24 protein-coding genes are annotated in these 26,571 nt (G+C 65.2%); 16 read left to right on the top strand and 8 right to left on the bottom strand.

From position 1 onward, the window contains the following. Positions 1–6: 6 nt before the first annotated feature. Genes ACSAGD_RS08945 through ahcY form a run of 3 tightly spaced genes read left to right on the top strand, consistent with a single transcriptional unit; the run spans position 7 to position 3,160 of the window. Complete coding sequence (locus tag ACSAGD_RS08945; protein WP_437582377.1) at positions 7–219, top strand: DUF3499 family protein; 213 nt, start codon at positions 7–9, stop codon at positions 217–219. After that, a complete protein-coding gene (locus ACSAGD_RS08940) occupies positions 216–1,655 on the top strand; it encodes a phosphomannomutase/phosphoglucomutase (protein ID WP_437582376.1) in 1,440 nt (479 codons plus the stop codon). Before ACSAGD_RS08945 ends, ACSAGD_RS08940 begins: the two co-directional genes overlap by 4 nt. 29 nt (positions 1,656–1,684) lie before the next feature. Beyond that, positions 1,685–3,160, top strand: coding sequence for an adenosylhomocysteinase (ahcY, locus tag ACSAGD_RS08935; protein WP_437582375.1), 1,476 nt, complete (start codon positions 1,685–1,687; stop codon positions 3,158–3,160). Between the two features lie 5 nt (positions 3,161–3,165). Here the strand turns inward: ahcY and ACSAGD_RS08930 are convergent, their stop codons facing one another. Then, a complete protein-coding gene (locus tag ACSAGD_RS08930) occupies positions 3,166–4,005 on the bottom strand; it encodes an RDD family protein (protein ID WP_437582374.1) in 840 nt (279 codons plus the stop codon). A gap of 17 nt (positions 4,006–4,022) precedes the next feature. On the opposite strand from ACSAGD_RS08930, the gene ACSAGD_RS08925 reads away from it, so the two are divergent. The 3 genes from ACSAGD_RS08925 (at position 4,023) to ACSAGD_RS08915 (ending at position 7,086) form a co-directional block, all read left to right on the top strand. Beyond that, positions 4,023–5,042: a stage II sporulation protein M gene (locus tag ACSAGD_RS08925; RefSeq protein WP_437582373.1), complete on the top strand. Its 1,020-nt coding sequence runs from the start codon at positions 4,023–4,025 to the stop codon at positions 5,040–5,042. Between the two features lie 63 nt (positions 5,043–5,105). Then, complete coding sequence (locus ACSAGD_RS08920) at positions 5,106–5,540, top strand: Fur family transcriptional regulator (protein ID WP_437582372.1); 435 nt, start codon at positions 5,106–5,108, stop codon at positions 5,538–5,540. Positions 5,541–5,610: 70 nt separating this feature from the next. After that, positions 5,611–7,086: a catalase gene (locus ACSAGD_RS08915; RefSeq protein WP_437582371.1), complete on the top strand. Its 1,476-nt coding sequence runs from the start codon at positions 5,611–5,613 to the stop codon at positions 7,084–7,086. A 112-nt stretch (positions 7,087–7,198) separates the two neighbouring features. Here ACSAGD_RS08915 and ACSAGD_RS08910 read toward each other — a convergent pair whose 3' ends face one another. From ACSAGD_RS08910 to ACSAGD_RS08890, 5 genes are read right to left on the bottom strand one after another with little or no spacing between them, the layout of a single operon-like run. Then, the gene (locus ACSAGD_RS08910; RefSeq protein ID WP_437582370.1) at positions 7,199–8,506 is read right to left on the bottom strand and encodes a DUF58 domain-containing protein; all 1,308 of its coding nucleotides are present in this window, start codon (positions 8,504–8,506) and stop codon (positions 7,199–7,201) included. Positions 8,507–8,508: 2 nt separating this feature from the next. Next, positions 8,509–9,537, bottom strand: coding sequence for an AAA family ATPase (locus ACSAGD_RS08905; RefSeq protein ID WP_437582369.1), 1,029 nt, complete (start codon positions 9,535–9,537; stop codon positions 8,509–8,511). Continuing rightward, complete coding sequence (locus ACSAGD_RS08900) at positions 9,534–10,718, bottom strand: DUF4350 domain-containing protein (protein ID WP_437582368.1); 1,185 nt, start codon at positions 10,716–10,718, stop codon at positions 9,534–9,536. The genes ACSAGD_RS08905 and ACSAGD_RS08900 overlap by 4 nt, the downstream gene beginning before the upstream one ends. Then, entirely contained in the window at positions 10,715–11,377 is a 663-nt protein-coding gene (locus ACSAGD_RS08895; protein ID WP_437582367.1) for a DUF4129 domain-containing protein, read from the bottom strand. The genes ACSAGD_RS08900 and ACSAGD_RS08895 overlap by 4 nt, the downstream gene beginning before the upstream one ends. Beyond that, positions 11,374–12,738, bottom strand: a complete 1,365-nt coding sequence (locus ACSAGD_RS08890; protein WP_437582366.1) for a hypothetical protein — start codon at positions 12,736–12,738, stop codon at positions 11,374–11,376. The genes ACSAGD_RS08895 and ACSAGD_RS08890 overlap by 4 nt, the downstream gene beginning before the upstream one ends. Before the next feature lie 164 nt (positions 12,739–12,902). On the opposite strand from ACSAGD_RS08890, the gene mtrA reads away from it, so the two are divergent. The 6 genes from mtrA (at position 12,903) to secA (ending at position 21,480) form a co-directional block, all read left to right on the top strand. Next, on the top strand, positions 12,903–13,586 hold the full coding sequence (mtrA, locus tag ACSAGD_RS08885; RefSeq protein WP_437582365.1) for an MtrAB system response regulator MtrA: 684 nt from the start codon (positions 12,903–12,905) through the stop codon (positions 13,584–13,586). 1 nt (position 13,587) lies between these two features. Then, a complete protein-coding gene (gene mtrB, locus ACSAGD_RS08880) occupies positions 13,588–15,219 on the top strand; it encodes an MtrAB system histidine kinase MtrB (RefSeq protein ID WP_437582364.1) in 1,632 nt (543 codons plus the stop codon). Beyond that, positions 15,216–16,889 (top strand): LpqB family beta-propeller domain-containing protein, encoded by a 1,674-nt coding sequence (locus ACSAGD_RS08875; RefSeq protein WP_437582363.1) that lies wholly within the window; start codon positions 15,216–15,218, stop codon positions 16,887–16,889. Before mtrB ends, ACSAGD_RS08875 begins: the two co-directional genes overlap by 4 nt. An 86-nt stretch (positions 16,890–16,975) precedes the next feature. Then, positions 16,976–17,713, top strand: coding sequence for a ComF family protein (locus ACSAGD_RS08870; RefSeq protein ID WP_437582362.1), 738 nt, complete (start codon positions 16,976–16,978; stop codon positions 17,711–17,713). A 90-nt stretch (positions 17,714–17,803) separates the two neighbouring features. Beyond that, positions 17,804–18,454 carry a ribosome hibernation-promoting factor, HPF/YfiA family gene (gene hpf, locus ACSAGD_RS08865; protein ID WP_437582361.1) on the top strand — a complete coding sequence of 217 codons (651 nt, stop codon included), beginning with the start codon at positions 17,804–17,806 and terminating at the stop codon, positions 18,452–18,454. Positions 18,455–18,627: 173 nt separating this feature from the next. Then, positions 18,628–21,480, top strand: coding sequence for a preprotein translocase subunit SecA (secA, locus tag ACSAGD_RS08860; protein WP_437582360.1), 2,853 nt, complete (start codon positions 18,628–18,630; stop codon positions 21,478–21,480). Positions 21,481–21,486: 6 nt separating this feature from the next. Here the strand turns inward: secA and ACSAGD_RS08855 are convergent, their stop codons facing one another. Next, on the bottom strand, positions 21,487–21,954 hold the full coding sequence (locus tag ACSAGD_RS08855) for an Rv3235 family protein (protein WP_437582359.1): 468 nt from the start codon (positions 21,952–21,954) through the stop codon (positions 21,487–21,489). A gap of 204 nt (positions 21,955–22,158) precedes the next feature. Here ACSAGD_RS08855 and ACSAGD_RS08850 point away from each other — a divergent pair, with 204 nt between their 5' ends. Further along, positions 22,159–22,767: a hypothetical protein gene (locus ACSAGD_RS08850; protein ID WP_437582358.1), complete on the top strand. Its 609-nt coding sequence runs from the start codon at positions 22,159–22,161 to the stop codon at positions 22,765–22,767. Positions 22,768–22,770: 3 nt separating this feature from the next. On the opposite strand, the gene ACSAGD_RS08845 is transcribed toward ACSAGD_RS08850, so the two are convergent. Next, the gene (locus ACSAGD_RS08845; protein ID WP_437582357.1) at positions 22,771–23,049 is read right to left on the bottom strand and encodes a helix-turn-helix domain-containing protein; all 279 of its coding nucleotides are present in this window, start codon (positions 23,047–23,049) and stop codon (positions 22,771–22,773) included. A gap of 88 nt (positions 23,050–23,137) precedes the next feature. Between ACSAGD_RS08845 and ACSAGD_RS08840 the strand changes: the two genes are divergently transcribed. From ACSAGD_RS08840 to ACSAGD_RS08830, 3 genes are read left to right on the top strand one after another with little or no spacing between them, the layout of a single operon-like run. After that, positions 23,138–23,773: a hypothetical protein gene (locus ACSAGD_RS08840; RefSeq protein ID WP_437582356.1), complete on the top strand. Its 636-nt coding sequence runs from the start codon at positions 23,138–23,140 to the stop codon at positions 23,771–23,773. Next, positions 23,770–25,035, top strand: coding sequence for an AAA family ATPase (locus tag ACSAGD_RS08835; RefSeq protein WP_437582355.1), 1,266 nt, complete (start codon positions 23,770–23,772; stop codon positions 25,033–25,035). Before ACSAGD_RS08840 ends, ACSAGD_RS08835 begins: the two co-directional genes overlap by 4 nt. A 9-nt stretch (positions 25,036–25,044) precedes the next feature. Further along, positions 25,045–26,547, top strand: a complete 1,503-nt coding sequence (locus ACSAGD_RS08830) for a sensor histidine kinase (RefSeq protein ID WP_437582354.1) — start codon at positions 25,045–25,047, stop codon at positions 26,545–26,547. Positions 26,548–26,571: the final 24 nt, after the last annotated feature.

The following is a 26,571-nucleotide window of genomic DNA, read 5'->3' as shown; positions in this document are numbered from 1 at the left end:
ATTTCGATGGACGACAGACTCTGCTCCCGTGTGGGTTGCGGCCGCGAGGCGGTCTCTACGCTCACATACGACTACGCGGACCAGATGGCCGTACTGGGGCCGCTGGGATTGACGCGTGACCCGCACAGCTACGATCTGTGCGCGATCCACGCGGAGCGACTGTCGACGCCGCAGGGGTGGCAGATCATCAAGCATGCAGACTGGTCGGAGGCACGGTGAGCCCGAAGCTCGGAAGATCGGCGGCTGAACGCCTGACAGCGGCCGTGAAGGCGTACGACGTTCGCGGGCTCGTCGACGTCGACCTGACGGACGACATCGTCGAGGCCCTCGGTGCGGCGTTCGTCGACGAGATCGACGCGGCGGACGCCGACGTCGTCGTCGGCCATGACATGCGCGACTCCTCTCCGCGCTTTGCCGCTGCGTTCTCCGCCGGGGCGCGCGCACGCGGCGCGAACGTCGTGTCAATTGGACTCTGCTCGACCGACGAGAACTACTTCGCCTCGGGGGCGATGGATGCCGCGGCGGCGATGTTCACTGCGAGTCACAACCCCGCGACCTACAACGGCATCAAGCTCTCGCGTGCTGGAGCGCAGACGCTCTCGCGCGACACGGGTCTCGCCGCGATCCGCGACCGCGCGATCGAGTACCTCCGTTCGGGCATTCCGGTGAGTGCGAACCCCGGTGAGGTGCGTCAGGCGGACGTCCTCGCCGATTACGCTGAGGCGCTGCGGCGCTTTGTTCCGCTCGATGACATCCGACCGCTGAAGGTCGTGGTCGACGCAGGAAACGGCATGGGTGGGCTGACGGTGCCCGCTGTTCTCGGTACCGCCGCAGGTCTTCCCGAACTGCCGATCGAGGTCGTCCCGCTGTACTTCGAACTCGACGGCACCTTCCCGAATCACGAGGCCAACCCGCTCGATCCGCAGAACCTTGTGGACCTCAAGAAGGCCGTGATCGAACACGGTGCAGACGCTGGGCTCGCCTTCGACGGCGATGCGGACCGGTGCTTCGTGGTCGACGAGAACGGCGACCCGGTGAGCCCTTCCGCGGTCACAGCAATCGTGGCGGTGCGCGAGATCCGTCGCGAGCGCGAGAACAGTGACTCGGATGCTCCGATCCAAGTGCTGCACAATCTGATCACCTCGCGCTGCGTCTCCGAGACGATTGAGGCTCACGGCGCCACCCCGGTGCGCACGCGGGTCGGACACTCGCTCATCAAGGCGATGATGCGCGAGACCGGCGCGATCTTCGGGGGTGAGCATTCCGCGCACTATTACTTCAGGGACTTCTGGGGTGCAGACAATGGGATGCTCGCGGCGATGCACGTACTCGCGGAATTCGGCGGGCAGCCGCATCCCCTCTCTGTCTTCGCCGAGGAGTTCAGCCCGTACCAGCAGTCCGGCGAGATCAATTCGACCGTCGAAGACGTTCCGCAGGCCTACGCGCGAATCGTCGAGGCCTTCCAGGCTCGTGCCGAGTTTGACGAGCTCGACGGACTGACCGTCCGCGGGCACACGCCCGAGGGCGAGCCGTTCTGGTGGTTCAACGTGCGCCCGTCGAACACCGAGCCACTGCTGCGGCTCAATGTCGAGGGTGCTGACCTCGCCACGATGGAACGCGTCCGAGACGAGGTGCTCGCGCTCATTCGTGCCTGAGGGCTGAGAGGGTCTGCGAGAATGAGAGCATGAGCAGCGCTTCCGCACCCTTCGACTTCCAGATCGCCGACATCTCGCTCGCCGAGGCCGGTCGCCATCAGCTTCGGCTCGCCGAGAACGAGATGCCGGGCCTCATGTCGCTTCGCGAGGAGTTCGGCGCGAGCAAGCCTCTTGCCGGTGCGCGGATCGCGGGCTCCCTGCACATGACCGTGCAGACGGCAGTTCTGATCGAGACTCTCGTGGCGCTCGGCGCCCAGGTGCGCTGGGCGAGCTGCAACATCTACTCGACGCAGGACGAAGCCGCCGCGGCCGTGGTCGTCGGACCAGAGGGAACGATCGAGGCGCCCGCGGGCGTGCCGGTCTTCGCCTGGAAGGGCGAGACGCTCGAGGAGTACTGGGGGTGCACCGAGCGCATCTTCGACTGGAGCTCGGAAGCCGAGGTCGCCGGAGCGGACTGGATCGGACCGAACCTCATTCTCGATGACGGCGGCGATGCGACTCTTCTCGTGCACACCGGGCGTGAGTTCGAGCACGCCGGGAGCGTTCCGGAGCAGAGCGCGGAAGACAGCGCCGAGTACGGCGTCATCCTCGACGTGCTGCGGCGCTCGCTCGAAGCCTCTCCGGATCGGTGGACCCGCATCGCCGAAGAGATCACCGGGGTGACAGAGGAGACCACCACCGGCGTGCACCGCCTGTATGAGCTGGCCAGAGATGGCAAGCTGCTGTTTCCCGCGATCAACGTCAATGACTCGGTGACGAAGTCGAAGTTTGACAACCGTTACGGCATCCGACACTCCCTGCCCGACGGTCTGAACCGGGCAACTGACGTGCTGATCGGCGGAAAGGTCGCCTTCGTCGTCGGGTACGGTGACGTGGGAAAGGGGGCAGCCGACGCGCTGCGGGGGCAGGGTGCGCGAGTCATCGTGTCCGAAGTTGACCCGATCTGTGCGCTGCAGGCCGCGATGGATGGCTTCCAAGTGGCGACTCTTGAGTCCGTCATCGATCAGGTGGACATCGTCGTCACCTGCACGGGCAACCGCGACGTCGTGCGTGCGGAGCACATCCTCGCGATGAAGCATCTTGCGATCGTCGCAAACGTCGGCCACTTCGACAATGAGATCGACATGGCGGGCCTTGCCGCAGTCGACGGCGTCGTGAAGGTCGAGATCAAGCCGCAGGTGCACGAATGGAAGCTGCCGACCGGTCGGTCTGTGCTCGTCCTCAGCGAGGGTCGCCTCATGAACCTCGGTAACGCCACCGGTCACCCATCATTCGTGATGAGCAACTCGTTCGCGAATCAGGTGCTCGCTCAGATCGAGTTGCACACGCGCTCAGAGGAATATGCAACCGATGTGCACGTTCTGCCGAAGCGACTCGATGAGAAGGTGGCTCGCCTCCACCTGGATGCTCTCGGCGTGAAGCTTACGACGCTCACGCCGGATCAGGCCGCTTACATCGGCGTCGATGTCGAGGGACCGTACAAGCTGGAGCATTACCGCTACTGAGCTGTTCAGCGCTCTGGAAACGCGTGCGGGTTTCGCGTGAGCACCGGCTGCAGACGCGCCAGCCGATCACGCTCGAGCAGGAGCGCTCGGTATGAGCGGTCCCGGCGAACTGCCGCGACGGCGTAGAGGAACATCAGCGGATCGACGGGAGGAACCGGCGAGACGTATGCGGCTGCTTCGGTCGCGAGTTCGTGGGCCAGGCGCATACGCGAGGGCAGGGTCATGCCCGCGGCCTGCTCGATGAACTGCGCGATGCGTCGTGAGAGGCGATCCGGAAGGCGCCCGACATCGGCGATCGTCGCCCAGTCGGCGAGCGGGGCCGGCACGGGATATGCATTCGATCGGATCCGCGGAACCCGCTCATGTTGCGCGTACGTGCCCGCGAGCGTATCGCCGATGCGCTTGGCGCGAGCGTTCATGAGCCCCACGAGAGCGGCACCCCCGCCGAGCGTCATGTAGATCTCGAAGAAGCCCGTGAGTGAGCGTATGAACGCGTGGCGAAAGGAGATCGCTCCGCCATCATCGCGGACGACGCGAGCACCAACGGCGAGCTTCCCGAGCGAACGGCCGCGCATGAGCAGCTCGACGCCGGTCGGCAGAATGATCGTCGAGAAGACGACGATCGCGATGGCCCATGCCTGGAGCGCCGCCTGGTCCATTCCCCACCGCGCGACAGCCACCGTCAGCAGCATGAACAGGACGAACCCGACGAGCAGGCTCAGGAGGACGTCGATCATCGTCCCCGCCGCGCGGAGCAGAAAGCTCGCGGCCCGCACATCGAGTGCAACGGCCTCACCCGTGATGAACTCGTCCGCCTCGACGCGGGTGGGGGAGATGGCGCTCATGGGTATCATCTAATCAGATGGACCTCGACGCCTACACCGCAGCCCACCGTTCCGACTGGGAACGGCTCGAGAGCTTGGCGAGCTCCGGTCGGCTGAGCGGCCCCGAAGCCGACGAGATGATCCGCCGCTACCAGGCCACCGCAGCCCAGCTCTCCGCGATCAAGACGACCGCGGGCTCGACGCGGACTGGCGACAGACTCAGCGTTCTGCTTTCACGAGTGCGGCTGCGCTTCACGGGAGCACCGCGCAACGTGCTGTCGCAGTTTCCGCGTTTCTTCCTCCTGCAGCTTCCCGCGGCCCTCTATCGGCTGCGCTGGCTGACGCTCGCCGTCGCGGTCGCGACCATCATCATCGCGCTCGCGTTCGGCTCATGGGCGTTCGGCAACCCGCAGGTTCTCGCGAACTTCGGCTCCGAAGCCGATCTCAAGCATCTCGCCGACGAAGAGTTCGTCTCGTACTACTCGGAGAACCCGGCCGCCTCGTTCGCAGGACGCGTGTGGACGAACAACGCGTGGATCGCGGCGCAGTGCATTGCATTCGGAATCACCGGAGTGTGGGTTCCGTACGTGGTTCTGCAGAACGCTCAGAACCTCGGCATCACCGGGGCCGTGATGTTCGCGTATGACCAGGGCGACGCGTTCTTCCTCTTCATCGCGCCGCACGGACAGCTCGAGCTCACCAGCATCTTCGTCGCGGCGGCCGCGGGGCTTCGAATCTTCTGGGGGTGGGTCGCACCCGGCCGGATGACACGCCTGGAGTCCCTCGCCCACGAGGGGCGGAGCCTTGTGACGGTCGCGGTCGGACTCATCATCGCGCTGTTCGTGTCCGGCATCATCGAGGGATTCGTGACTCCGTGGCCCCTTGAGCAGCAGATCGGGCCTGCGCTTGGCTGGTCGATCAAAATCGGCATCGGGACTCTCGCCCTCGCAGCCTTCCTCGTCTACATGCTCGTTCTCGGACGCCGTGCTCATCGTCTCGGGGAGACGGGCGACCTCGACGAGTTCGAGGCCGGCGCCCGCCGGCTCGTGGCCGCTTGACCGAGAACACGCCGCGCTCACACTTTCTTTTGACCGGGTCAAAACAACTGATAGCATGGGGCTATGCACACGACGACTGACGCTGAGTTCAGCACCGCGCTGCGCGAGGCGGGGCTCAAGGCCACGGCCCCACGTCGGAGCGTGCTGCGTGTGCTTGAGACGCACAAGCACGCGGATGCCGCTGAGGTCTTCGACGCCGTGAAGAAGGAGCTCCCGGACACATCCCTCCAGGCTGTGTACGGAGTGCTCTCCGCTCTCACGGATGCCGGACTCGTGCGTCGGATCGAGCCGGCGGGCTCGCCCGCGCTCTACGAGAAGCGCATCGGCGATAACCATCATCACGTGGTCTGCACCGAGTGCGGTGCCGTCCGTGATGTCGACTGCGCCATCGGACACGCACCGTGTCTGACGCCGTCCAATGACTCGGGCTTCGTCATCACAACAGCTGACGTCACATTCTGGGGTGTCTGCCCCGATTGTCAGCTGGCGACCGTCTGAGTCGTCAATTTTCCAATTCCTACGCGACCTCCGTCGCGTAAACGGTCCTGCCCATTATTGAAGGAGAGCTATGTCTGAAACACCGGTAACGACGACGAATTCGGGTGCGCCAGTCGCCGCCGACGGGTACTCGCAGACCATCGGAACCGACGGTTCGATCGCGCTGACCGACCACTACCTCGTGGAGAAGCTCGCGCAGTTCAACCGTGAGCGGGTTCCCGAGCGCGTTGTGCACGCGAAGGGTGGCGGCGCCTTCGGCGAGTTCGAGACGACGGAGGACATGAGCCGGTACACGCGTGCCGCTCTGTTCCAGAAGGGCGTCAAGACTGAGATGCTCGCCCGCTTCTCGACGGTCGCCGGTGAGCAGGGTTCCCCGGATACGTGGCGCGACCCCCGCGGCTTCGCGCTCAAGTTCTACACGTCCGAGGGCAACTACGACCTCGTGGGCAACAACACTCCGGTGTTCTTCATCCGCGACGGAATCAAGTTTCCCGACTTCATTCACTCCCAGAAGCGCCTGCCGGGAATCAACACACGTGACAACGACATGCAGTGGGACTTCTGGACGAACTCGCCGGAGTCGGCTCACCAGGTCACGTGGGTTCTCGGTGACCGTGGGCTCCCGGCATCCTGGCGCCACATGGACGGCTTCGGTTCGCACACTTACCAGTGGATCAACGCCCAGGGCGAGCGCTTCTGGGTGAAGTACCACTTCAAGACCGACCAGGGCATCAAGATCCTCACGAACGAGGAAGGTGAGAAGCTCGCCGGTCAGGATGCCGATTACCACCAGCGTGACCTCTACGAGGCGATCGAGCGCGGTGACCACCCGTCCTGGACTCTGTATGTGCAGATCATGCCGTACGAAGACGCGAAGACGTATCGCTTCAACCCGTTTGACGTCACCAAGGTGTGGCCGCACGCGGATTACCCGCTGGTCAAGGTCGGAACGATGACGCTGAACCGCAACGCCGAGAACTACTTCGCACAGATCGAACAGGCCGCGTTCGCTCCCTCGAACTTCGTTCCCGGAATCGCTGCAAGCCCCGACCGCATGCTGCAGGCGCGCATCTTCAGCTACGCGGATGCCCACCGCTACCGCGTGGGCACCAACCACGCACAGCTGCCGGTGAACGCGCCGAAGGTCGAGGTGCACTCGTACTCGAAGGACGGCCAGTCGCGCTACGCATTCCCGTCGTCGGACCGTCCCGTTTACGCACCGAACTCGCTCGGCGGCCCGCAGGGCAACCCGGAGCGCGCCGGCGACGACGCGGGATTCCCGAGCGACGGTGAGCTCATGCGCACCGCGCAGGCACTCCGATCGGAGGACTCCGACTTCGGCCAGGCCGGCACGCTCTACCGTGATGTGATGGACGACGCTGCGAAGGCTCGGTTCCTCGACACCATCACCGGGCACGTCGGTGCGGTCCGCAGCGACGAGATCCGCCAGCGTGCGATCGAGTACTGGACGAACGTCGACGAGAACCTCGGAGCGCAGCTCGCCGCACGTCTCTCAGACGAGAGCGACGACGAAGCTGCCGCCTGACACCCGGGTACGCGCTCAGAGAACGGCGCCCGGTCGGAGATCTTCTCCGGCCGGGCGCCGCTCGTCTCTGCAGTGGAGACGAGGATGCCATGATCAGCATCACCCGTGCGACTCAGAGCTTGCCCGCAGCCTTCATCGCGATGTAGTGGTCGGCGACAGCCGGAGGAAGGTCTGCGGGGGAGCCGGTGACGACGTCCGCGCCCTGCTGCCTGATCGCCTGCGCGAGTCGTTCCGTGTCGAGAACGGCGCGCTGAGACGACGCGGCACGATAGACCGCCTCGCGGTCTTCCCGATCGCCGATCGCTTTCTCGACGTCGGGGTCCGTGACGCTGGCGACCACCACCATGTGCTTCTGGGTGAGCTGTGGCAGCACAGAGAGCAGACTCGTCGCCGCGCCCGGCGCGTCGATGGAAGTCATCAGGACGACCAGGCTGCGGTGCGCGGTGATGTTGCGGACCTGGCCGGGTACGGCATCCCAGTCCATCTCGATCAGCTCCGGTTCGACATCGGCAAGAGTGTCGACCATGCGGGAGAGAAGTGTGGGACCGCTGACACCCTGCACGCGAGCTCTCACGCGGCGGTCGTATGCGACGAGGTCGACGCGATCTCCCGCGCGTGAGGCCAGTGCGGCGAGCAGGAGCGATGATTCGAACGCGGTGTCGATGCGGGGCTCGCGGTCAATGCGCGCGGCAGATGTCCGGCCGGTGTCGATCACGATCACGACGCGCCGATCGCGCTCGGGGCGCCACGTGCGAACGACGAGATCCTGACGGCGAGCGGTCGCTCGCCAGTCGATCGAACGGATGTCGTCGCCACGGACGTACTCCCGGAGCGAATCGAACTCCGTTCCCTGGCCCCGGACGAGCAGCGGGCTCGACCCGTCGAGCTCACGAAGTCGCGCGAGGCGACTCGGCAGGTGCTTGCGGGCGTTGAACGGCGGAAGAACCCGGAGGCGACCCGGCACCGACAGCGTCGCCTGGCGTGCACCGAGACGAAGTGGCCCGAACGATCGCACGGTGACCTGCTCGCCCCGGCGTTCGCCGCGGCGGAAAGGTGTGAGCGACTGGCTGAGGCTGCGGCGCTCACGCGGGGGCACCACCAGTCGCTGTCGCGGCGTGTCTGCGCCCGCGGACGGCTGCCACGCATCGCGAAGCACCGCTCGAACGATGCGCCGACCGTGATTGGTCACCAGAACAGTGCTCGTCACCGTCTCTCCGAGACGGACGCGGTCGGGCAGAGCGCGGTCGATCGCGAGACGCCTCGGAGATCCGGCGAGAATCACGTCGATCGTGAGCAGCAGGGCACAGAGGAGGAGCCAGACGAGCAGCGCGCCCCAGGCCGTCCCGGATGCCTCGCCGACGGCGATGACGGGGACGACGCCGACCGCGACGAGCGCGACGAACCAGCCGGTGATCGCCATGATCAGATGGGCACCTGAACCTGCTGCATGATCGAGCGCAGGATCGAGTCGACGGAGACCCCCTCGAGCTCGGCCTCAGGCCGCAGCTGCAGGCGGTGACGCCACACCGGCAGCAGCATCGCCTGAACGTGATCCGGGGTGATCGACGAGTAGCCCGTGAGCCAGGTCCACGCCTTCGTCGCTGCGAGGAGCGCCGTGGTTCCTCGCGGGCTCACGCCCACACGGACCGAGGGGCTCTGGCGGGTCGCGCGCGCCAGATCGACGATGTACGCCAGAACGTCCTCGGTGACGCCGACACGCGCAGCGGCATCCTGAGCGGCCATGATCTCATCCGCCCCGATCACCGCGCGCAGTCCCGCTGAAGCGAGATCGCGCGGGTTGAAGCCGTGGGCGTGACGCCGGAGCACCTCGACCTCGGTGTCGCGTTCGGGGACGTCGAGAACGAGCTTCACGAGGAAGCGGTCGAGCTGCGCTTCGGGCAGCGTGTACGTGCCCTCGTACTCGATCGGGTTCATCGTGGCGGCGACGAGGAACGGATCGGGCAGCGGACGGGTGACGCCGTCCGTCGACACCTGGCGCTCCTCCATGGCCTCCAGCAGGGACGACTGGGTCTTCGGCGGCGTGCGGTTGATCTCGTCGGCGAGCAGGATGTTGGTGAAAACTGGTCCCTCACGGAACTCGAACTCACCCTCCTTGGCGTCGTACACGAGCGAGCCGGTCACATCTCCCGGCATGAGGTCGGGGGTGAACTGAACGCGCTTCGTGTCGAGCGAGAGTGATGTGCTGATGGAGCGGACGAGCAGGGTCTTCGCGACTCCCGGTACGCCCTCGAGCAGCGCATGACCTCGAGCGAGCAGCGTGACGACGAGCCCGGTGACAGCGGCGTCCTGGCCCACGACCGCCTTGGCGACTTCGGCTCGCACCTGCGCGAAGCGTTCACGCAGGTCATCGACGTCGCTCCTCGGCGCCGGCTGAGGGTCCGCGGCGGACGCTGCCGCGTCATCCGGCGAATACGATGGCTGGTTCGTCATTGGATCGTTCTCCCGGTCTCGGTGATCTGAGTTCTGATGCGTTCTTCAAGCTGGCTGAGCTCGCGCGCAAGCGTCATGAGGTCGGCATCGGTGGTGGGCGTCTGATCGATAAGCAGAGCACGCGTGCGTCGGCTGTCGACGGTGATGAAGGATGCCGCTGCGTCGGCGACCTGCCAGACGGTCGCGTCGCGGGGAAGGCCGAGCATGTCGGCGATCCGCGATGCCGCCCCCATTCTGAGGGCGTCGAGCGCGTGCCCACGAGCGTTCCCTCGTTCATAGAGCCGTGCTCGTCCCTCCACGGTCTCACGGGCGGGGACGACGACGGGCATGTTCTCCACGACGACAGGTCCGAAGCGGCGTCCGCGCCAGAACATCGCCGCGAGGGCCGTGAGGGTGAGCAACGTCGTCGTCGGGACGACCCAGTCGGGTGTCAGGTCGCCGAGGCTCGGCGGACCCGTCGCCTCGACGTCTTCGATGGTCGGCAGATACCAGACGAGCGAGTCGCTCTCGCCGAGCAGATTGATCGCGAGCGCGGCGTTGCCCGCGTGCAGAATGCCGTCGTTGGTGAAGGCGCTCGGACTGGCGAGGATCGTGAGGGTGCCGCCGTCGTGCGGAGCGGACACCATTCCGTAGCGGTCGTCGTCTGCGCCGAAGCACCCGGTCGCGGCGGAGCCGTCCTCAATGCGGAACGTGAGCTCGATCATGGCGGTCTCGGCGTTCTGGGCGGCGGCGACGTCGCACGAGGCGGGAACGGCGCCGTCGGGGCCGGCTCCGGCGGCGTGCACGCCGGGCGCGAGCTCTCGGAGCGTGAGGAAATCGGGCGACATCATGACGACGTTCTCCGCTGAGCGTGTGAGCTCGATGAGGTCTTCTGGAGCGAGGTAGCCGTTCCGGTCGTACACGAACAGGGTGGAGTCATCATCGAGCGCTGCTTCGGTCTCCTGTCTGCTGCTCGTCGACGTGACGTCCACGCCGTGCTCGCCGAGAACGTTCACGAGAGCACCTGCCCCCACGGGAGCGGCGCTGTCGGCCTGGAGCGGCTCCGACCCGGTCGCGCCCGAGCGTGTCAGAGCTGCGACCACGAGGGCAACGACGATCGCGCCGAGGGCGGCTGCGACCCAGAAGGCGCTTCGACGAACGCGCGTGCGCACCGTCGGGGTGAGGGAAGGGGCGATGGTCACGGTGCGACAAGCTCCGGTTCTGCGAAGCGCGGCTCGGTGCGTGAGAGCTCATGGTCGAGGGAAGCGACCGCCTCATAGTGCTCGCGCCCGGCATGCTCGTCGAGGTATCGCACAGAGTCGAAGTCGGATGCCGCGCGTCGCAGCGCCGCGGCGTGCGACGGAAACGCCGAGCGAGCGCTCTCCGCGACACCGGACGCCGTTGTTCCGGGGAGAATCGACACCACGGTGCGCTCGGCGAGGCCGCGAGCCAGAGCTCGAAACCCATCGAGCAGTGCGCTGTCCCAGTCGCCTCTCTCAGCGGCATCCCGAGCATGTTTTCTGAGTTCTGCAGCGGTTCGAGTGTCGTCATCGCCGAAGAGCGTGCCGGCGTCACGAGCGGCGCGGCGGCGTCGAGGGACACCCCACAGTGCGATCGCGGTGATGACTCCGGCGATGACGAGCACGACGACGATCACCGGGACCCAGGCGCTGAGCTGGCCGGGCTGGGGCACCATGAGAGAGGAGAACCAGTCCATGATCGCCTGAGCGATCCGATCGACGAGCGACGGCTTCGCGGCTTCGTACTCGGGCTTCGACAGTTCGCGGACAAGCCAGTCGTACGCCTCATCCCGACCTGGGTCGAGCGGCGGCGCATCTGTCGCCATCGCGAGACGGATCACGTGCGCTCCCAGGTGCCGAAGGGGTCCGGCACGGAAGTGTCGCCGACCTGTCGGGCCTCGACGAAGCGGATGAGCTCCAGATCGAGGCCTTCCTTGCGCATGCGCAGATCGATGTAGATCAGAGACAGCGCACCGGACTGCACCACGGCGGTGATCGCTGCGACGATGACCGTGATCACGATCAGAACGAGCTCGGCGATGAGCAGGAACCCGAGCATCGCTGCGGGGTCGGATCCGGTTGGATCGAGCAATGGAGGGACGAGTGACACGATCAGGGAGATCGGTGTCGTGATGACCTGCGCGGCGAAGTTCAGAATCGTTGCGACGATCGCGATGACGCCGAACGTCTTCCAGAAGCTCCCGTTCGTGAGCGTCCAGGAGCGTGCCATGGCGTGACGCAGCGGTGCCTTCTCCATGACGATGACGCTGGGGACGATCGCGAGCTTCGTGAAGATCCAGATGCCGAGCACGAGGAGCGCGATCAGACCGAGCACGATCAGAACGATCCCGAAAGCGATGCCGAGCCCTCCCAGCATGATGAGCAGAGTGCCGAGACCCCCGATGATGCCCATCGCGAGGAGCATCGCGCCTCCGGCGAGCAGCGTCCAGAGCAGCAGCGTGCCCAGTCGCGGCCACGTCGCCTTCCAGAGGTCGCGCATGCGCGGCTTCTCACCGAGTGTCGCTCGTGCGGTATCCGTCACAACGACACCCTGGAGGAAGACAGAGCCGATGACGGAGACGATGATCGGAACCAGCATCGAGAGAACGATGACGAGCAGCGAGCCAGCCATGATCTCCTCGCGATCCTCTGCAGCCGCCTGGTCGATGCGCATCAGCATGAGGACGGTGACGACGCCGGTGACGACGAGAGTGAGGACGATCGCGATGCCCTGCACGATGAGGGCGCTGCCGATCGTCGCCTTCGGGTTGTGGCGCAGCTCCTTGAACGGTGCCATGAGAAGCGTTCCGAAGCCGAGCGGGCGCAGATCGATGAGGCCGGGCTTCGGCGGAGGAGTCCAGCCGTTGGGCCCCGCGGCTGCGTAGCCCGGTTGCTGGTACCCGCTGTACTGACCATAGTTCGGAGGCTGCTGCGGCGGTGCATATTGGCCGTACTGCGGTTGCGCGGGTTGCCCGTACTGCGGCGGCGGGTACTGCCCGTACTGCGGCGGATACTGTCCATACGGCGGCTGCCCGTACTGCGGCGGCGGGCCGTGGTGTCCGTACTGAGGAGTGTCTTGGGGCTGTTGCGGCTGCGCACCGTACGGTCCCGGCTGCTGGGCATCCGCGGGAGGCTGCTGACCGTTGTCATCCTTCTTCGGTGAATCGCCCGACGGCGAGTGCCATGCTCCGTTATCGCTCACTCGGCGGTGCCTCTCGTCTCGGTGGCAGAAACTCCGTCTCTACTCTTCCATATGCCACCAGTTCGGGGCGTGTTTCAACGCCGGGGGATTCCGGGCCGGTCAGATAGCCTAAGAGCAGGAGTGCGCGTGCGCCCTCCACAGACACAGAAACGGGAACGAGACGAATGAACCCACGAATACTTGTTGTCGACGACGACACAGCACTCGCGGAGATGATCGGCATCGTACTGCGTACCGAGGGCTTCGATCCGCTGTTCTGCGGCGACGGGTCGGCTGCTCTTGCCCAGTTTCGGCAGGAGAAGCCCGATCTTGTGCTTCTCGATCTCATGCTCCCTGGCATCGACGGCATCGAGGTCTGCACTCAGATCAGGGCAGAGTCGGGCGTTCCGATCATCATGCTCACGGCGAAGTCCGACACCGCGGATGTCGTCCGCGGGCTTGAATCAGGGGCCGACGACTACATCGTGAAGCCGTTCAACCCGAAAGAGCTCGTCGCCCGCATTCGGACACGCCTCCGGCCCACGGCCGAGACAGCGCAGGAGACCCTTGAAGTGGCGGATCTCAGTGTCGACGTCGCGGGCCACGAAGTGAGACGCGGCGATAAGAAGATCAATCTCACACCTCTTGAGTTCGATCTGCTGCTCACACTCGCGTCCAAGCCGCAGCAGGTGTTCACCCGGGAGATGCTTCTCGAACAGGTGTGGGGGTACCACTACAAGGCGGACACCCGTCTCGTGAACGTGCACGTGCAGCGGCTGCGCGCGAAGATCGAGCATGACCCGGACAACCCGAAGATCGTGACGACGGTCCGCGGCGTGGGGTATCGAGCAGGGTCATCGGGCTCCTAGCGTGACCTCGCCACTGTCGCTTGCGGATCTGAGCGTCAGCCAGGTGCGGACCTGGCCTCGCCGCATCCACTCGCTGTGGCGTCGTTCGCTTCGGTTCCGCACGGTCTCGATCACCGTCGGACTTACGCTCGTCGCCGTTCTCGCCTCGGGCGTCTACATGTCGATCAGCGTCAGGAACGACCTGTTTTCATCACGCCTGAGCCAGGTGCTCGATGACTCGAGCCGAACCATGAGCTCCGTGCAGCGGCTCTTCGAATCCGCGGATATCAACGACCGAGTGGCGATCACCACCGTCATGAACACGGTTCGCAACCAGATGGCGGCGACCTCGTCGAGCCAGCTCATCGCCGGATACCGCGCTCCCGGGCAGGAGTACAACCCCTACGCCCCGCAGGGCTTCCGCAGCTCTGAGCTCGCCGGCGGTGTGCTCACGAACGATCTTCGCGCGACGGTGCAGGACAGCGTCGGGCAGCAGTGGTGGCAGTCCGTCACCCTCGAAGGGCCGAACGGCGAGGTGCCCGGCGTCATCGTCGGCCAGCTGATCGATGTGCCCGGTGCGGGCAAGTACGAGTTCTACATTGGCTTCGACCTCACGGACTCCGAGCAGACGCTTCAGTTCCTGCAGCAGACGATGCTCATCGTCGGACTCGCGCTGCTGCTGCTGGTGGGAGCGGTGGCCTGGGTGGTCGTGAGACTCGTTGTTGAGCCGATCACGGTCGCCGCGGAGACGAGTCAGAGACTCGCCGACGGCGATCTCGGAGTGCGCATTCGTGAGAGCGGAGAGGACGAACTCGCGACGCTCGCGCGATCATTCAACGGGATGGCCGACAGCCTCCAACAGAGAATCCGCGAGCTCGCAGAGCTCTCGCTCGTGCAGCAGCGCTTCGTCTCCGACGTATCTCACGAGCTGCGGACGCCGCTGACGACGATCCGCCTCGCCGATGACGTCCTGTATGACCAGCGTGATGCCTTCCCGCCCGCCACGACGCGCACGGTCGAACTCCTCCACACGCAGGTCGAACGATTCGAGCTCCTGCTCAACGACCTGCTCGAGATCAGTCGGTATGACGCGGGATCGGTCCAGCTGGAGCTCGACCCGACGAACCTCGCCGCGCTCGCGCAGGACTGCATCGAGGGGATGGAAGCGCTCGCCGAGGAGCGCGGCTCCGACGTGCGACTCGTGGCACCGGGGGGACACGGCGAGGTTGAGATGGATCCTCGCCGCATCCGGCGCATCGTCCGCAACCTGCTCGGCAACGCGATCGAGCACGGTGAGGGAAAGCCGATCGTCGTGACTGTGGACAGCGACGAGAAGTCCGTCGCGCTCACGGTGCGAGACTACGGACTCGGCATGAGCGAGTCCGACGCGGAGCACGTCTTCGATCGGTTCTGGCGCGCCGATCCGTCGCGTCGACGCACGATCGGCGGCACGGGGCTCGGTCTGTCGATCTCCACCGAGGATGCCTCGCTTCACGGCGGCATCCTCGATGTCTGGTCTCGGCTCGGGGAGGGCAGCTCCTTCCGGCTCACGCTTCCGCGCACACCCGGCGAGAAGGTGACGAGCTTCCCGCTGCCTCGCGTGCCCGAAGACGTCGACGGTCCCGGTCCGAGCATCGAACTGGAGGACGAATGAGACGACTGCTCACGCTCGTCACCCTGCTCGTCTGCGGGGCGCTGCTGGCCGGATGCGCCGACATCCCGCGCGAGGGGAGCGTGCGCGCGGGCAACCCCGTCACGGGAGACGAGAGCAACGCCGACGTGACCCTCATCGCCGACGGTCCCGTTCCGGGCGCGTCACAGGAGGACCTCCTGAAGGGCTTCATCGCAGCGGCATCCAGCCCTCTCAACAACTACGCCGTCGCGCGGGAGTTCCTCGCCCCCGCGTTCCGCCTTGACTGGAACCCTGATTCGTCGGTTACCCTCGACGATCCCGGCGAGCGCGAGTTCGCGCGCACCGCAGATGACTCCATCGAAGTGTCTGCATCGCCAGCAGCGGTCGTCGATGCGTCAGGAGTGTACTCAGAGCGCTCCACTCAGGGCACGGTGAAGAACTCCTACTCATTCGCGAAGGTCGATGGCGAGTGGCGAATCACGGATGCCCCGAACGGAGTGCTGCTGGAGCAGTCGCTGTTCGAGACCGTCTTCGACCAGCACATCCTGCGCTTCTTCGATCCCAGTTGGTCGACGCTCGTCCCCGACGTCCGCTGGTTCCCCTCGGGAAGTGCGGCGGCGACCCGCATCGTGACGGAGCTGCTCAAGGGGCCGAGTGACTGGCTTGCGCAGTCGGTGACGACAGCGTTTCCGGACGGCACTCGGCTCGTGAGAAGCTCTGTGCCTGTCGCTGACGGTGAAGCTCAGGTGGATCTGAGTCGCGACGCCCTCACGGCGGACAGCACGGCCCGCAAGCGCATGAAGGCTCAGCTGGTCGCGAGTCTCGAAGGGGTGGCCGGGGCCGGGATCGTGACGATCCTCTTCGACGGCCAGTCGGTCGAGATCCCATCGCTCACGGTGCGTGAGATCCGGGTCGACTCACGACCGCTCATCATGACGGACGACGGCTTCGGGTACGCGAACGGGGCAGACATCGAGCGGCTGTCAGGCATTTCGGATGCTGTCGAGAAGCTCGATCCGCTCAGCGCGGCGATCAACAGCGAGAACACGCAGGTCGCGGTGCGAGCCGCGTCTGGCGTCTATTCGGTCAGTCGTGATGCGGCACCGGTTCTCGTGGACTCACGCAGCGGTCTGGTCGATCCGACCATCGACGACGCGGGCTTCGTCTGGACCGTGCCGGCGTCGAACCCGGGGAAGGTGCAGGTGCACGACGCGGACGGGGCGGCATACCACCTGCAGGCGAGCTGGCCTGAGGCGTCGAAGATCACGTCGCTGCAGCTGTCGCGGGACGGCACGCGGATCGTGGCGCTCATCAATTCGAGCGGAACTCCCCAGCTCCTCCTCGCCGGAGTGCGACGCGGGGCGGACGGCGTCCCGACCTCGATCGGGGAGCCGGTGCGCTTCCCCGTTCCCAGCGGAACTCCTATCGCCGCCACTTGGGTCGACGATCACAGTGTCGCGGTGCTGTCGGAGTCGAGCTCTACGAGAGTGTCCATCGTCGAGCTCGGCGGACCCTCGGAGGACCTCGGAACGGTCGATGACGCCGTGGACATCATCGGCAGCAACGGCGTGGAGGACATGAGGGCGCTGACCGAGTCCGGCGAGATGCTGTCCCGGCGTGGTGCCGGCTGGCAGACCGCCCGTGACGAGGTTCAGTTCATCGCCACCCAGATCGGCTCGCCGTCGGACTGACGTCCACAGGCATCCGCACACAGGCGCTCTCCACAGTTGAGCGGAACCGGTCGTTTTCGCGGCGCGCGCGATGAGACGGTCGGTGAATGGGGAGACACGCGGGAGACGGATGGCAGCGGTCGCTGATCCGACACTGCCGTGACCTGCTCTGGCGCGCGGCCGGCGAGGCGGCCGACTTCATCGTGCCGGTCCAGTGCACCGGCTGCGGGGCCGATGGCGCAGGCGTCTGCGGTGCCTGCAGTGCACTGCTGACCTCCGGAACGGTGCATCGCCGTGTGTCGGGTGTCGACGTGTTCAGCAGCGCTCTCTACGAGGGACGTGTGAAGCGAATGCTCCTCGCGTTGAAGAGAGACGGGCGAACGGATGCCGCGGTCGCTCTCGGCCGCGGGCTGCGCCGTGCCGTCGACGCCGTTCTCGAGCACTCAACGGGAGCCGACATCGAACTCGCTCCCGTTCCTGGCACGTACCGATCCCGCGTGGCGCGCGGCTTTGCCCCTGTGAGCCTCGTGCTCCGTCGGGCGGAGCTGTCGGGTGCCCGCGTGCTGCGCTGGAGGCGTCGGCCCGCCGATCAGATTGGTTTGAGCGTGCACGAGCGGCGAACGAACCTCACCGGGACTCTCCGTGCCCTCCCGCGGGCAGCTGGGCGTCGGTTCATCGTCATCGATGATGTCGTGACCAGCGGGGCGACACTGGCGGAATGCGTGCGCGCGTTGCGTGAGCAGGGCGCCGAGGTGGTTGCATGCGCCACCGTGGCATCCACACCTCTGAGGGGTGCTGACCGTCGCGGATCGTCACGCGCCACGCCCGAGAGAAATGAGGGGTGACAAGGAATGCCGGCAGGACTACGGTGTATGAAAAGGCGTGAAAGGATCGCCCGGACAACCAGGCGAGTCACGCCGGATCCGGAGGTCGCCGTGGAAACTAACATCGTCGGAATTGGCCTGGGAATCACCGATCGCTTCCGCGATTACGTGGACGAGAAATCGGAGAAGATCACCAATCTCACCGATCGTGTCATAGCGTTTGAGGTGAAGGTCAGCCGCCACAACGACAAAAGCGGTAAGAACGGTGATGATCGCGTCGAGTTGACGCTCATCGGGCCGGGCCCCCTCGTGCGGGCCGAGGCGACCGGTGGCGACAAGTACAGCGCGTTCGACATCGCGATCGATAAGCTGCTGGAGCGCGTCCGTCGTGCCAAGGAGCGCAAACAGGGGCGCCGCGGCAAGAAGCGCACGTCGCTTCACGCGGCGGCGACGGGACAGTTCGCAGCCGTCGGACTTCAGCCAGCACCCGCTGAAGTCATCGATCGTGTTCGAGCAGGAGAATCACCGGTCGACGATGTGGAAGAGGTCGAGGAGTACTCGCCCGTCGTTATCAGGCAGAAGACATTCCCCGCCGAGTGGATGACGGTCGACGATGCAGTCGACCGGATGGAGCTCGTCGGTCACGACTTCTTCCTGTTCATCGACGCCAGAACAGATCGGCCGAGCGTGGTCTACCGCCGGAAGGGGTGGGACTACGGCGTCATCGAGCTGGCAGAGGAAGCCGAAGCGAACAGGGCATGACCCAGTGAGAGAGCCGGGCAGCGTCTTCACGGCGCTGCCCGGCTCCCATGTTCAGGGCGCATCAAGCGCAGGGTCGCTAACATGGGTACGATCGACCCCCGCTCGACGGACGAATCGGGCATTGTAGGGACGTGGCGTCGCCCCGGGCGCCGTGAACAAAGTGGAGTGCATTCGTGGCCTCAGTATTGGAAAAAGTTCTTCGCGCAGGCGAAGGGCGCATCCTCAAACGCCTTAAGAACTACGCCAAGGCAGTCAACGCTCTGGAAGACGATTTCGCGGAGCTCAGCGATGACGATCTGAAACACGAGACGGCGGAGCTCAGGGAGCGCTACGAGAACGGCGAGAAGCTCGACCACCTGCTTCCCGAGGCGTTTGCGGCCGTGCGCGAGGCCGCGAAGCGGACCCTCGGCATGCGGCACTTCGACGTGCAGATCATGGGCGGCGCCGCCCTTCACCTCGGAAACATCGCTGAGATGAAGACGGGTGAGGGAAAGACTCTCGTCGCGACCCTTCCGGCATACCTGAACGCCATCACCGGCAAGGGTGTCCACATCATCACCGTGAACGACTTCCTTGCGACCTATCAGTCGGAGCTCATGGGCCGCGTGTTCCGTGCGCTCGGCATGACGACCGGCGTCGTGGTCTCCGGCCAGACTCCCGATGTTCGCCGCAAGCAGTACGAGGCGGACATCACGTATGGAACGAACAATGAGTTCGGCTTCGACTATCTGCGTGACAATATGGCGTGGCAGAAGGACGGCATGGTCCAGCGCAGTCACAACTTCGTGATCATCGATGAGGTCGACTCCATCCTCATCGACGAGGCGCGAACGCCTCTCATCATCTCGGGCCCGTCTTCAGGCGAGGCTAACCGCTGGTTCACCGAGTTCGCCCGCATCGCCTCGGGACTCGTCGCCGGGGAAGACTACGAGGTCGACGAGAAGAAGCGGACCGTCGGTGTGCTGGAACCCGGCATCGAGAAGGTCGAGGACTACCTCGGCATCGACAACCTCTACGAGTCGGCGAACACGCCGCTCATCTCGTTCCTCAACAACGCGATCAAGGCGAACGCCTTGTTCAAGAAGGACAAAGATTACGTCGTGATGAACGGCGAGATCATGATCGTCGACGAGCACACTGGTCGAATCCTCGTCGGTCGTCGATACAACGAGGGCGTCCACCAGGCGATCGAGGCCAAGGAAGGCGTTCCCGTCAAGGCGGAGAACCAGACGCTCGCCACCGTGACGCTGCAGAACTACTTCCGCATGTACGACAAGATCTCGGGAATGACCGGTACGGCGGAGACCGAGGCGGCTGAGTTCATGTCGACGTACAAGCTCGGTGTCGTGCCCATTCCGACGAACAAGCCGATGCAGCGCAAGGACAAGCCCGATCTGATCTACAAGACAGAAGAGACGAAGTTCGCGCAGGTCGTCGAAGACATCGTCGAGCGCAACGAGAAGGGTCAGCCCGTTCTCGTCGGAACCACGAGCGTCGAGAAGAGCGAGTATCTGTCTCGGCTCCTCGCCAAGAAGGGTGTGCGTCACGAGGTTCTGAACGCCAAGAACCACGCTCGCGAGGCATCCATCGTCGCTCAGGCAGGCCGATTCGGCGCCGTCACGGTCGCCACAAACATGGCCGGACGAGGCACGGACATCATGCTCGGCGGCAACGCCGAGTTCCTCGCCGTGCAGAAGATGAGCGAGCTCGGTCTTTCGACGACGGACACTCCGGACGAGTACGAGGAGAAGTGGGACGAGGTCTTCGACGAGGTCAAGGCCGAGGTTCAGAAGGAGGCCGAGAAGGTCATCGAGGCCGGTGGCCTCTACGTCCTCGGCACCGAGCGGCACGAGTCGCGACGCATCGACAACCAGCTCCGCGGTCGTTCTGGTCGTCAGGGCGACCCGGGTGAGAGCCGCTTCTACCTGTCTCTTCAGGATGACCTCATGCGGCTGTTCAACCACGCAGCCGCAGAGAGTTTCATGTCGAGAGGCTTCCCCGACGATGTCGCGATCGAGGCGAAGATCGTCACTCGGGCGATTCGCAGCGCGCAGGCACAGGTCGAGTCTCGCAACGCGGAGATCCGGAAGAACGTCCTGAAGTACGACGACGTCCTCAATCGTCAGCGTGAGGCGATCTACACGGACCGTCGTCGAATCCTCGAGGGGGACAACCTCAACGAGCGCGTGCAGCGATTCCTCGAAGACGTCATCACGGAGGTCCTTGATGAGCACATCGGCGAGGGCAACGGGGATGACTGGGACTTCGACGCGCTGTGGCTGGAGCTGAAGACGCTGTACCCGATTGGACTCACGATCGACGAGGTCGTGCAGGAGGCTGGCTCCAAGGGCCGTGTCAACCGCGCCTTCGTTCAGCGGGAGATTCTCTCCGACGCCAAGCTCGCATATCAGGCGCGCGAGGAGAAGCTCGGCTCGGACGCGATGCGTGAGCTAGAGCGACGCGTCGTGTTGCAGGTGATCGACCGTCGCTGGCGTGACCACCTCTACGAGATGGACTATCTGAAGGATGGAATCGGACTTCGCGCGATGGCGCAGCGTGATCCGCTCGTGGAGTACCAGCGTGAGGGCTACTCACTGTTCCAGCAGATGATGGGCCAGATTCGCGAGGAGTCGATCGGCTACCTCTTCAATCTCGATGTCGAGGTCACCCGCCCCGAGGGGGAGGACGGCGAGGTCGGTCCGACGATCGTCGCGAAGGGCCTCTCACGTTCGGACGGGGAGACGGAGAAACTGAGCTACTCGGCCGCGAACGAGGACGGCGAGGTCGAGGTTCGCAACCAGCGTGGGCAGATCGAGAAGGGCGCGACGACGAAGGCGCAGCGCGCTGCGCAGCAGAGGAACGCTTCGGGCCAGCAGCGGCAGGCGCCGCGGCCTCAGCGACCCGCGCCGACCGCTCAGAAGAAGGAGCCGGCGAAGCGCGGAGCCTTCGGTCAGGCGACCTCTGAGGACAGCGCTCCCGCACCGGCAAACCGGGCGCAGCGGCGTGCACAGCAGAAGCGGAAGTAGATCGCGCTAGAGGACGCCGACTGACGTCGCGCGCCACCGGTGATCGATGCCTTCGAGGCGGATCGCCACGGCGCGCGCACGTGTGCGGCCGACCTGAACCATGACTACGGCCTCGCAGACGTCATCGACGGGCATCTGCGTGTGTACGCTTCCAACGTGGACGATGGGCCTCATCGCCTGCTGCCGCTTGACCGAACGTGCGCGGGCGGCGAGAGAAGCCTGTTTGACGAGCGTGCGGTAGACGTCCTCGCTGATCCAGCGGGAGAGCTGCTCGAGATCGCGCGCCCCGGCGATCACCTCGATGACGCTTCGAGTCAGATTGATGAGCAGGGGCTCGGGGTCGGGCAGATCAACGGCGCGGGTTCGGAGAAACGTGAAGTCGGAGTCAGGATCGGCGATCCCGCAGCGAGCAGGAGTGGGAAAGGGCTGTTCGATATCTGTTTCTCTCTGCGGGGCTGCGGTGCCTGCGTTCATCACTTCTCCGACTGAGTCTTCTCTCGAGGCTTCGTCGTGCGTGGATGTTATCTCCACGACGGAATGGCGTGCGCGACCCCCGTGCGGGGGACCGCGGCTCTTGGACAGACACTCAACCAGTTTGTGTACCGAGTTGTAAAGCATATTTCGTCGTTTGTGGATAACTCCTCGAATTTCATGCGCCGGGCGCTAAGGTCGGAGACCATGCGATGGGACAGCCTCTTCGACGACCTCGAAGGTCAGCTGGAGTCCGAGTGGAGCGCCGAGGAGATCGAACGGCGCGCCGAGGACGAGCGGCTGCGTATCGGGCGGCTGAGCGTGCGCGACCGGCTTCTCGCACTCGGTCCGGGCCCGACAGGGGAGGGCGCCGCGCCTGTGCAGGTGCGGCTTCGGCTCAGAGCCGGCCGAGACGTGAACGTCGTTCCGCGCTCGTTCGGTCGAGACTGGATGGCAGGAGACCTCGTCCGGGCGCACGGTCGTGCGAGTGCCTGCATCGTGCCGATCGCAGCTGTCTGCGGTGTCCTCCTGTCGCCGACCTCCGTGCCGCTCAGTCTCGAGGGGGAAGGCGATTCCGGCGCAGCTCCGCGAGTCTCTGAGCGCATCGGGCTCGCATTCGCCCTGAGGGACGTGTGTCGCCGACGTGCGTACGTCACGATCTCCGGTCTCGTCGGCTCCGTCTCCGGCACCATCGACCGTGTGGCGCGTGATCACATCGATGTCGCAATCCACGCGCCGGGGACGCCACGTCGCACACGCGAGGTCAGTCACGTCGAGATCGTGGCGACAGCAGCGATCGATCTGGTCGAGCTCTGACGATCAGGGCCGACGAGGCCGTGGGTCCGAGATGTCCTGCACGCTCGCCGCGTTCGCTTCGCGCCACAGGCTCATGCGCCGAGTCTCCTCGTATTTTGCCTCGATGTAATCCTCGAGCACGCGGCGTTCGATGCGCCACCGTCCGGGACTTCCGACCTGGATCGCGGGCAGCTCGGCCGAATCGATCAGCGCGCGCACATCGTCGACGGAGATGTTGAGTATCTCCGAAGCGTCGGCCACGGTGAGGAAGCGACCGATCGAGTCAGGCGAAACGTGATCCATGACATCGATTATCGTCACTCAGACTGTGTGAAACGTGTCTTGTGGATAACTTTCTCGGCTGTTTCTCCGACTTGGCACGATGGTCATCATGCTGCAGGACACTACCTCCACCGAGCGACCCGCCCGACGACGATTCTGGTTCGACGCGCGCTTCGTCATCGGCATCGTGCTCGTGCTCGCGTCCATCGCGGGAGTCTGGGCCGTCGTCGATGCGAACGACAAGACGATCGCCGTGTACTCGGCGTCCGCGACCCTTCCGGCCGGACAGCCCGTCGACACTGACGACCTTGCTCTGATCCGCGTGCGCCTCGGCTCTCTCACAGACAGCTATATCAGGGAAGGGGCGCTGCCAGAGGGGAAGATCGTGCTCACGCACACAGTGGCCGAAGGTGAGCTACTTCCGGCGGGCGCGGTCATCAGTGCTGACGAGGTCGGGGTGGCTCCCGTCGTCGTTCAGACGACGGGAGAGCTCGCCGAAGCCGTCGACACCGGCGCGGTTGTCGATGTCTGGGCCGCCGAACCGCGTGAGAGTGATCAGTTCGGGCAGCCGACAGTGATCGTGAGCGGCGCTGTCGTCTCCCGTGTGCTCGCGTCCGATTCCATGGTGGGCCAGCAGCAGGTCAGCGTCGAGCTTCTCGTTCCGAAGGGAGCGCTCGCCACAGTGCTCTCCGCTCACGCAAACGGTTACGCGATCTCACTGATTCCATCTGCGGGAACAGCATGACCCGGCTTGTCATCGCGATCTCCCGATCGACCGAAGAACGCCTCATTGAACACCTTCTCGCGGACGGCGTGGATCTTCTCGCGCGGATAGGCGCATTCGACGACGTCCTGGGGACGCTGTCTCGAACTAAACCGGACGTTTTGCTCGCCGACGCTGATGCCATCGACGGGGACGTTCTCGCCCACTGCGACGAGCTTGGGATCCGTCCCGTCGTCATGTGCGGTGACGAAGGGCAGCGGCGGAGCGTGACCCGCCTGGGCATCCTCGACGTGCTCGACCAGCAGGCTTCCGCACGAACCGTATGCGAAGCTCTTGTGCGCCCTGTCCTGGACGACAGGGCCCTGGAGCCCGCGGCAGGACGCGTGACCGCGGTGTGGGGTCCCGCGGGCGCTCCAGGGCGGACGACAGTCGCGATCTCGCTCGCCGTGGAGCTCGCTCATCTCGGGGCACACGTCGCGCTCATCGATGCCGACACATGGAGCGCGTCGATCGCGCAGATGCTCGGGATGCTGGACGAAGCGCCCGGGTTCGCCGCCGCGTGTCGGCTCGCTGGGCAGGAGACTCTCACGATCGATGAGCTGGAGCGACTCAGCCAGCGGTATGCGGTCTCGGAGGGACGCCTCTCAGTGCTCACCGGTCTCACGAGATCCTCACGGTGGCCGGAGCTCACGACGACGCGAGTGACCGACACCATCGCCGTATGCCGTTCGTGGGTCGATCACGTCATCATCGACACAGGTTTCAGCCTCGAGGCTGACGAAGAGATCATGAGCGACATGTTCGCGCCTCGACGAAACGCGGCCACGCTCGCCGCGCTCCGTGCCTCAGATGCGGTCATCGGAGTGGGGCGTGCCGACCCGATCGGAATCAGCAGATATCTCCGCCGGCACTCCGAACTTCTCGAAGCAATCGGAGGTGTTCCCGTGCGCACCGTGATGAATCGCGTGCGTTCTGGCCCGATCGGCATCGGTCCCGGCTCGCAGATCGCCAGCACACTTCAGCGATTCGGCGGGATCACCTCTCCGACGTTCGTCGCGAATGATGAGCGGGCGGCAGACGCCGCGCTCCTCGAGGGGCGAAGCATGCGAGAGGTCGCGCCGCGTTCGCCGGCTGCGGCCGCGTTGCGCGAGCTCGCGCGCAGTCTCGCGCCGACGTCAGAGAAGCGGATGAGTCGACGGGAACGACGCACATCGTCAAGTGCACGGAGGCGACGCGGCGCGCTGAAGCCCTTCCTGGTCGGAAGATCACCGTCGTCACCATAAACTGGTGCAATGTCGACGCTCAGTGATCTGATTCTCGCGCAGGGCCTGTCCGATGAGGCAGATGTTGATTGGCTGCACATGCTCGTGGAGGACGCCCAGCTGCTCGCGGATCTCGCATTCGCCGACATCGTGCTGTGGGTACCCACCCAGGACGACAGCTTCATCGCCGTCTCTCACTACCGACCATCCAGCGCTGCGACTCTGTTCTATCGAGATTTCGTGGGGCAGAAGGTCAAGCAGCAGTGGCGCGCGCAGGTGACCGAGGCATACACTTCGGGCCGTATCATCGACTCGTCAGCCCCGGACTGGTACGAGGAGACACCGACGCGAGTGGTCGCCGTCCCCGTCGTGCGTCGACTCTCCGCCGAGAGCGCTGAGACGACACCGGGGCCCATCGCCGTGCTTACCAAGCACACGAACCTCAGCGAGACGCGCTCGCCGAGTCGTCAGGAGCTCACCTTCAACAGCTGCGCGGCAGACCTCTTCGGCATGATCGCTTGCGGAGACTTCCCCGACCTGTCGGCGCCGACCGGTCCGCGCCGGGGCGCGCCCCGTGCATCAGACGGCCTGTTGCGGCTGGACGTCGAAGGGACCACGACGTTCGCGAGCCCGAACGCGCTGTCCGCGTTCTACCGCATGGGCTTCGAAGATGAGCTCGAAGGGGAGTCTCTCGCTGAGGTCACGACGGAGATCCTGGGGGATCGCCAGGAGAGCGACGAATCTCTGCCGCTCGTCGTGACCGGGCGGGCACCGTGGCGCACCGACATCGAGTCACGCGGAGTCACCATCTCGCTGCGTTCGATCCCGCTTCGCGTGCAGGGGGAGCGGACTGGTGCCATCGTCCTCTGTCGCGACGTCACCGAGCTCAGGCACCGCGAGCGTGAGCTTCTGACGAAGGACGCGACGATTCGTGAGATCCACCATCGAGTGAAGAACAACCTGCAGACGGTCGCGTCGCTGCTGCGCATCCAGGCGCGTCGTGCCCACTCCGACGAAGCGAGCAACGCCCTCACCCAGGCCATGCGTCGCGTGACAGCGATTGCGGTGGTTCACGACACACTCTCCGAAGGGCTGACACAGGACGTCGACTTCGACGACGTGTTCGAGAGAGTGCTCATGCTGATCGCCGAAGTCGCCTCATCGCACAACACAAAGGTGCAGCCGAAGAAGTCGGGGGAGTTCGGGGTGCTTCCGAGCGAGTACGCCACGCCGCTCGCCCTCGCGCTGACCGAGCTCGTGACGAACGCCGTCGAACACGGGCTGGCAGGGCGCTCGGGCGAAGTGGAGATTCGGGCGGAGCGCTCAGACGACGTACTCTCGGTCACCGTCAAGGACAACGGCACGGGACTCCCGGAAGGCCGCGTCGGACAGGGTTTGGGCACGCAGATCGTCCGGACGCTCATTCAAGGCGAACTGAGCGGAACGATCGATTGGCACACAGCGGTCGGAGAGGGCACCGAGGTGACCATCGACGTTCCGCTTCGCTTCATCAAATCCACGAAGTCCCGGTGACAACGAGAGCGGGGTCGGCCCGTC

Origin of the sequence: Paramicrobacterium salitolerans, from assembly GCF_051513965.1 — a bacterium.
GTDB lineage: Bacteria > Actinomycetota > Actinomycetes > Actinomycetales > Microbacteriaceae > Paramicrobacterium.
This window is presented reverse-complemented; position numbering and strand designations above follow the sequence as displayed.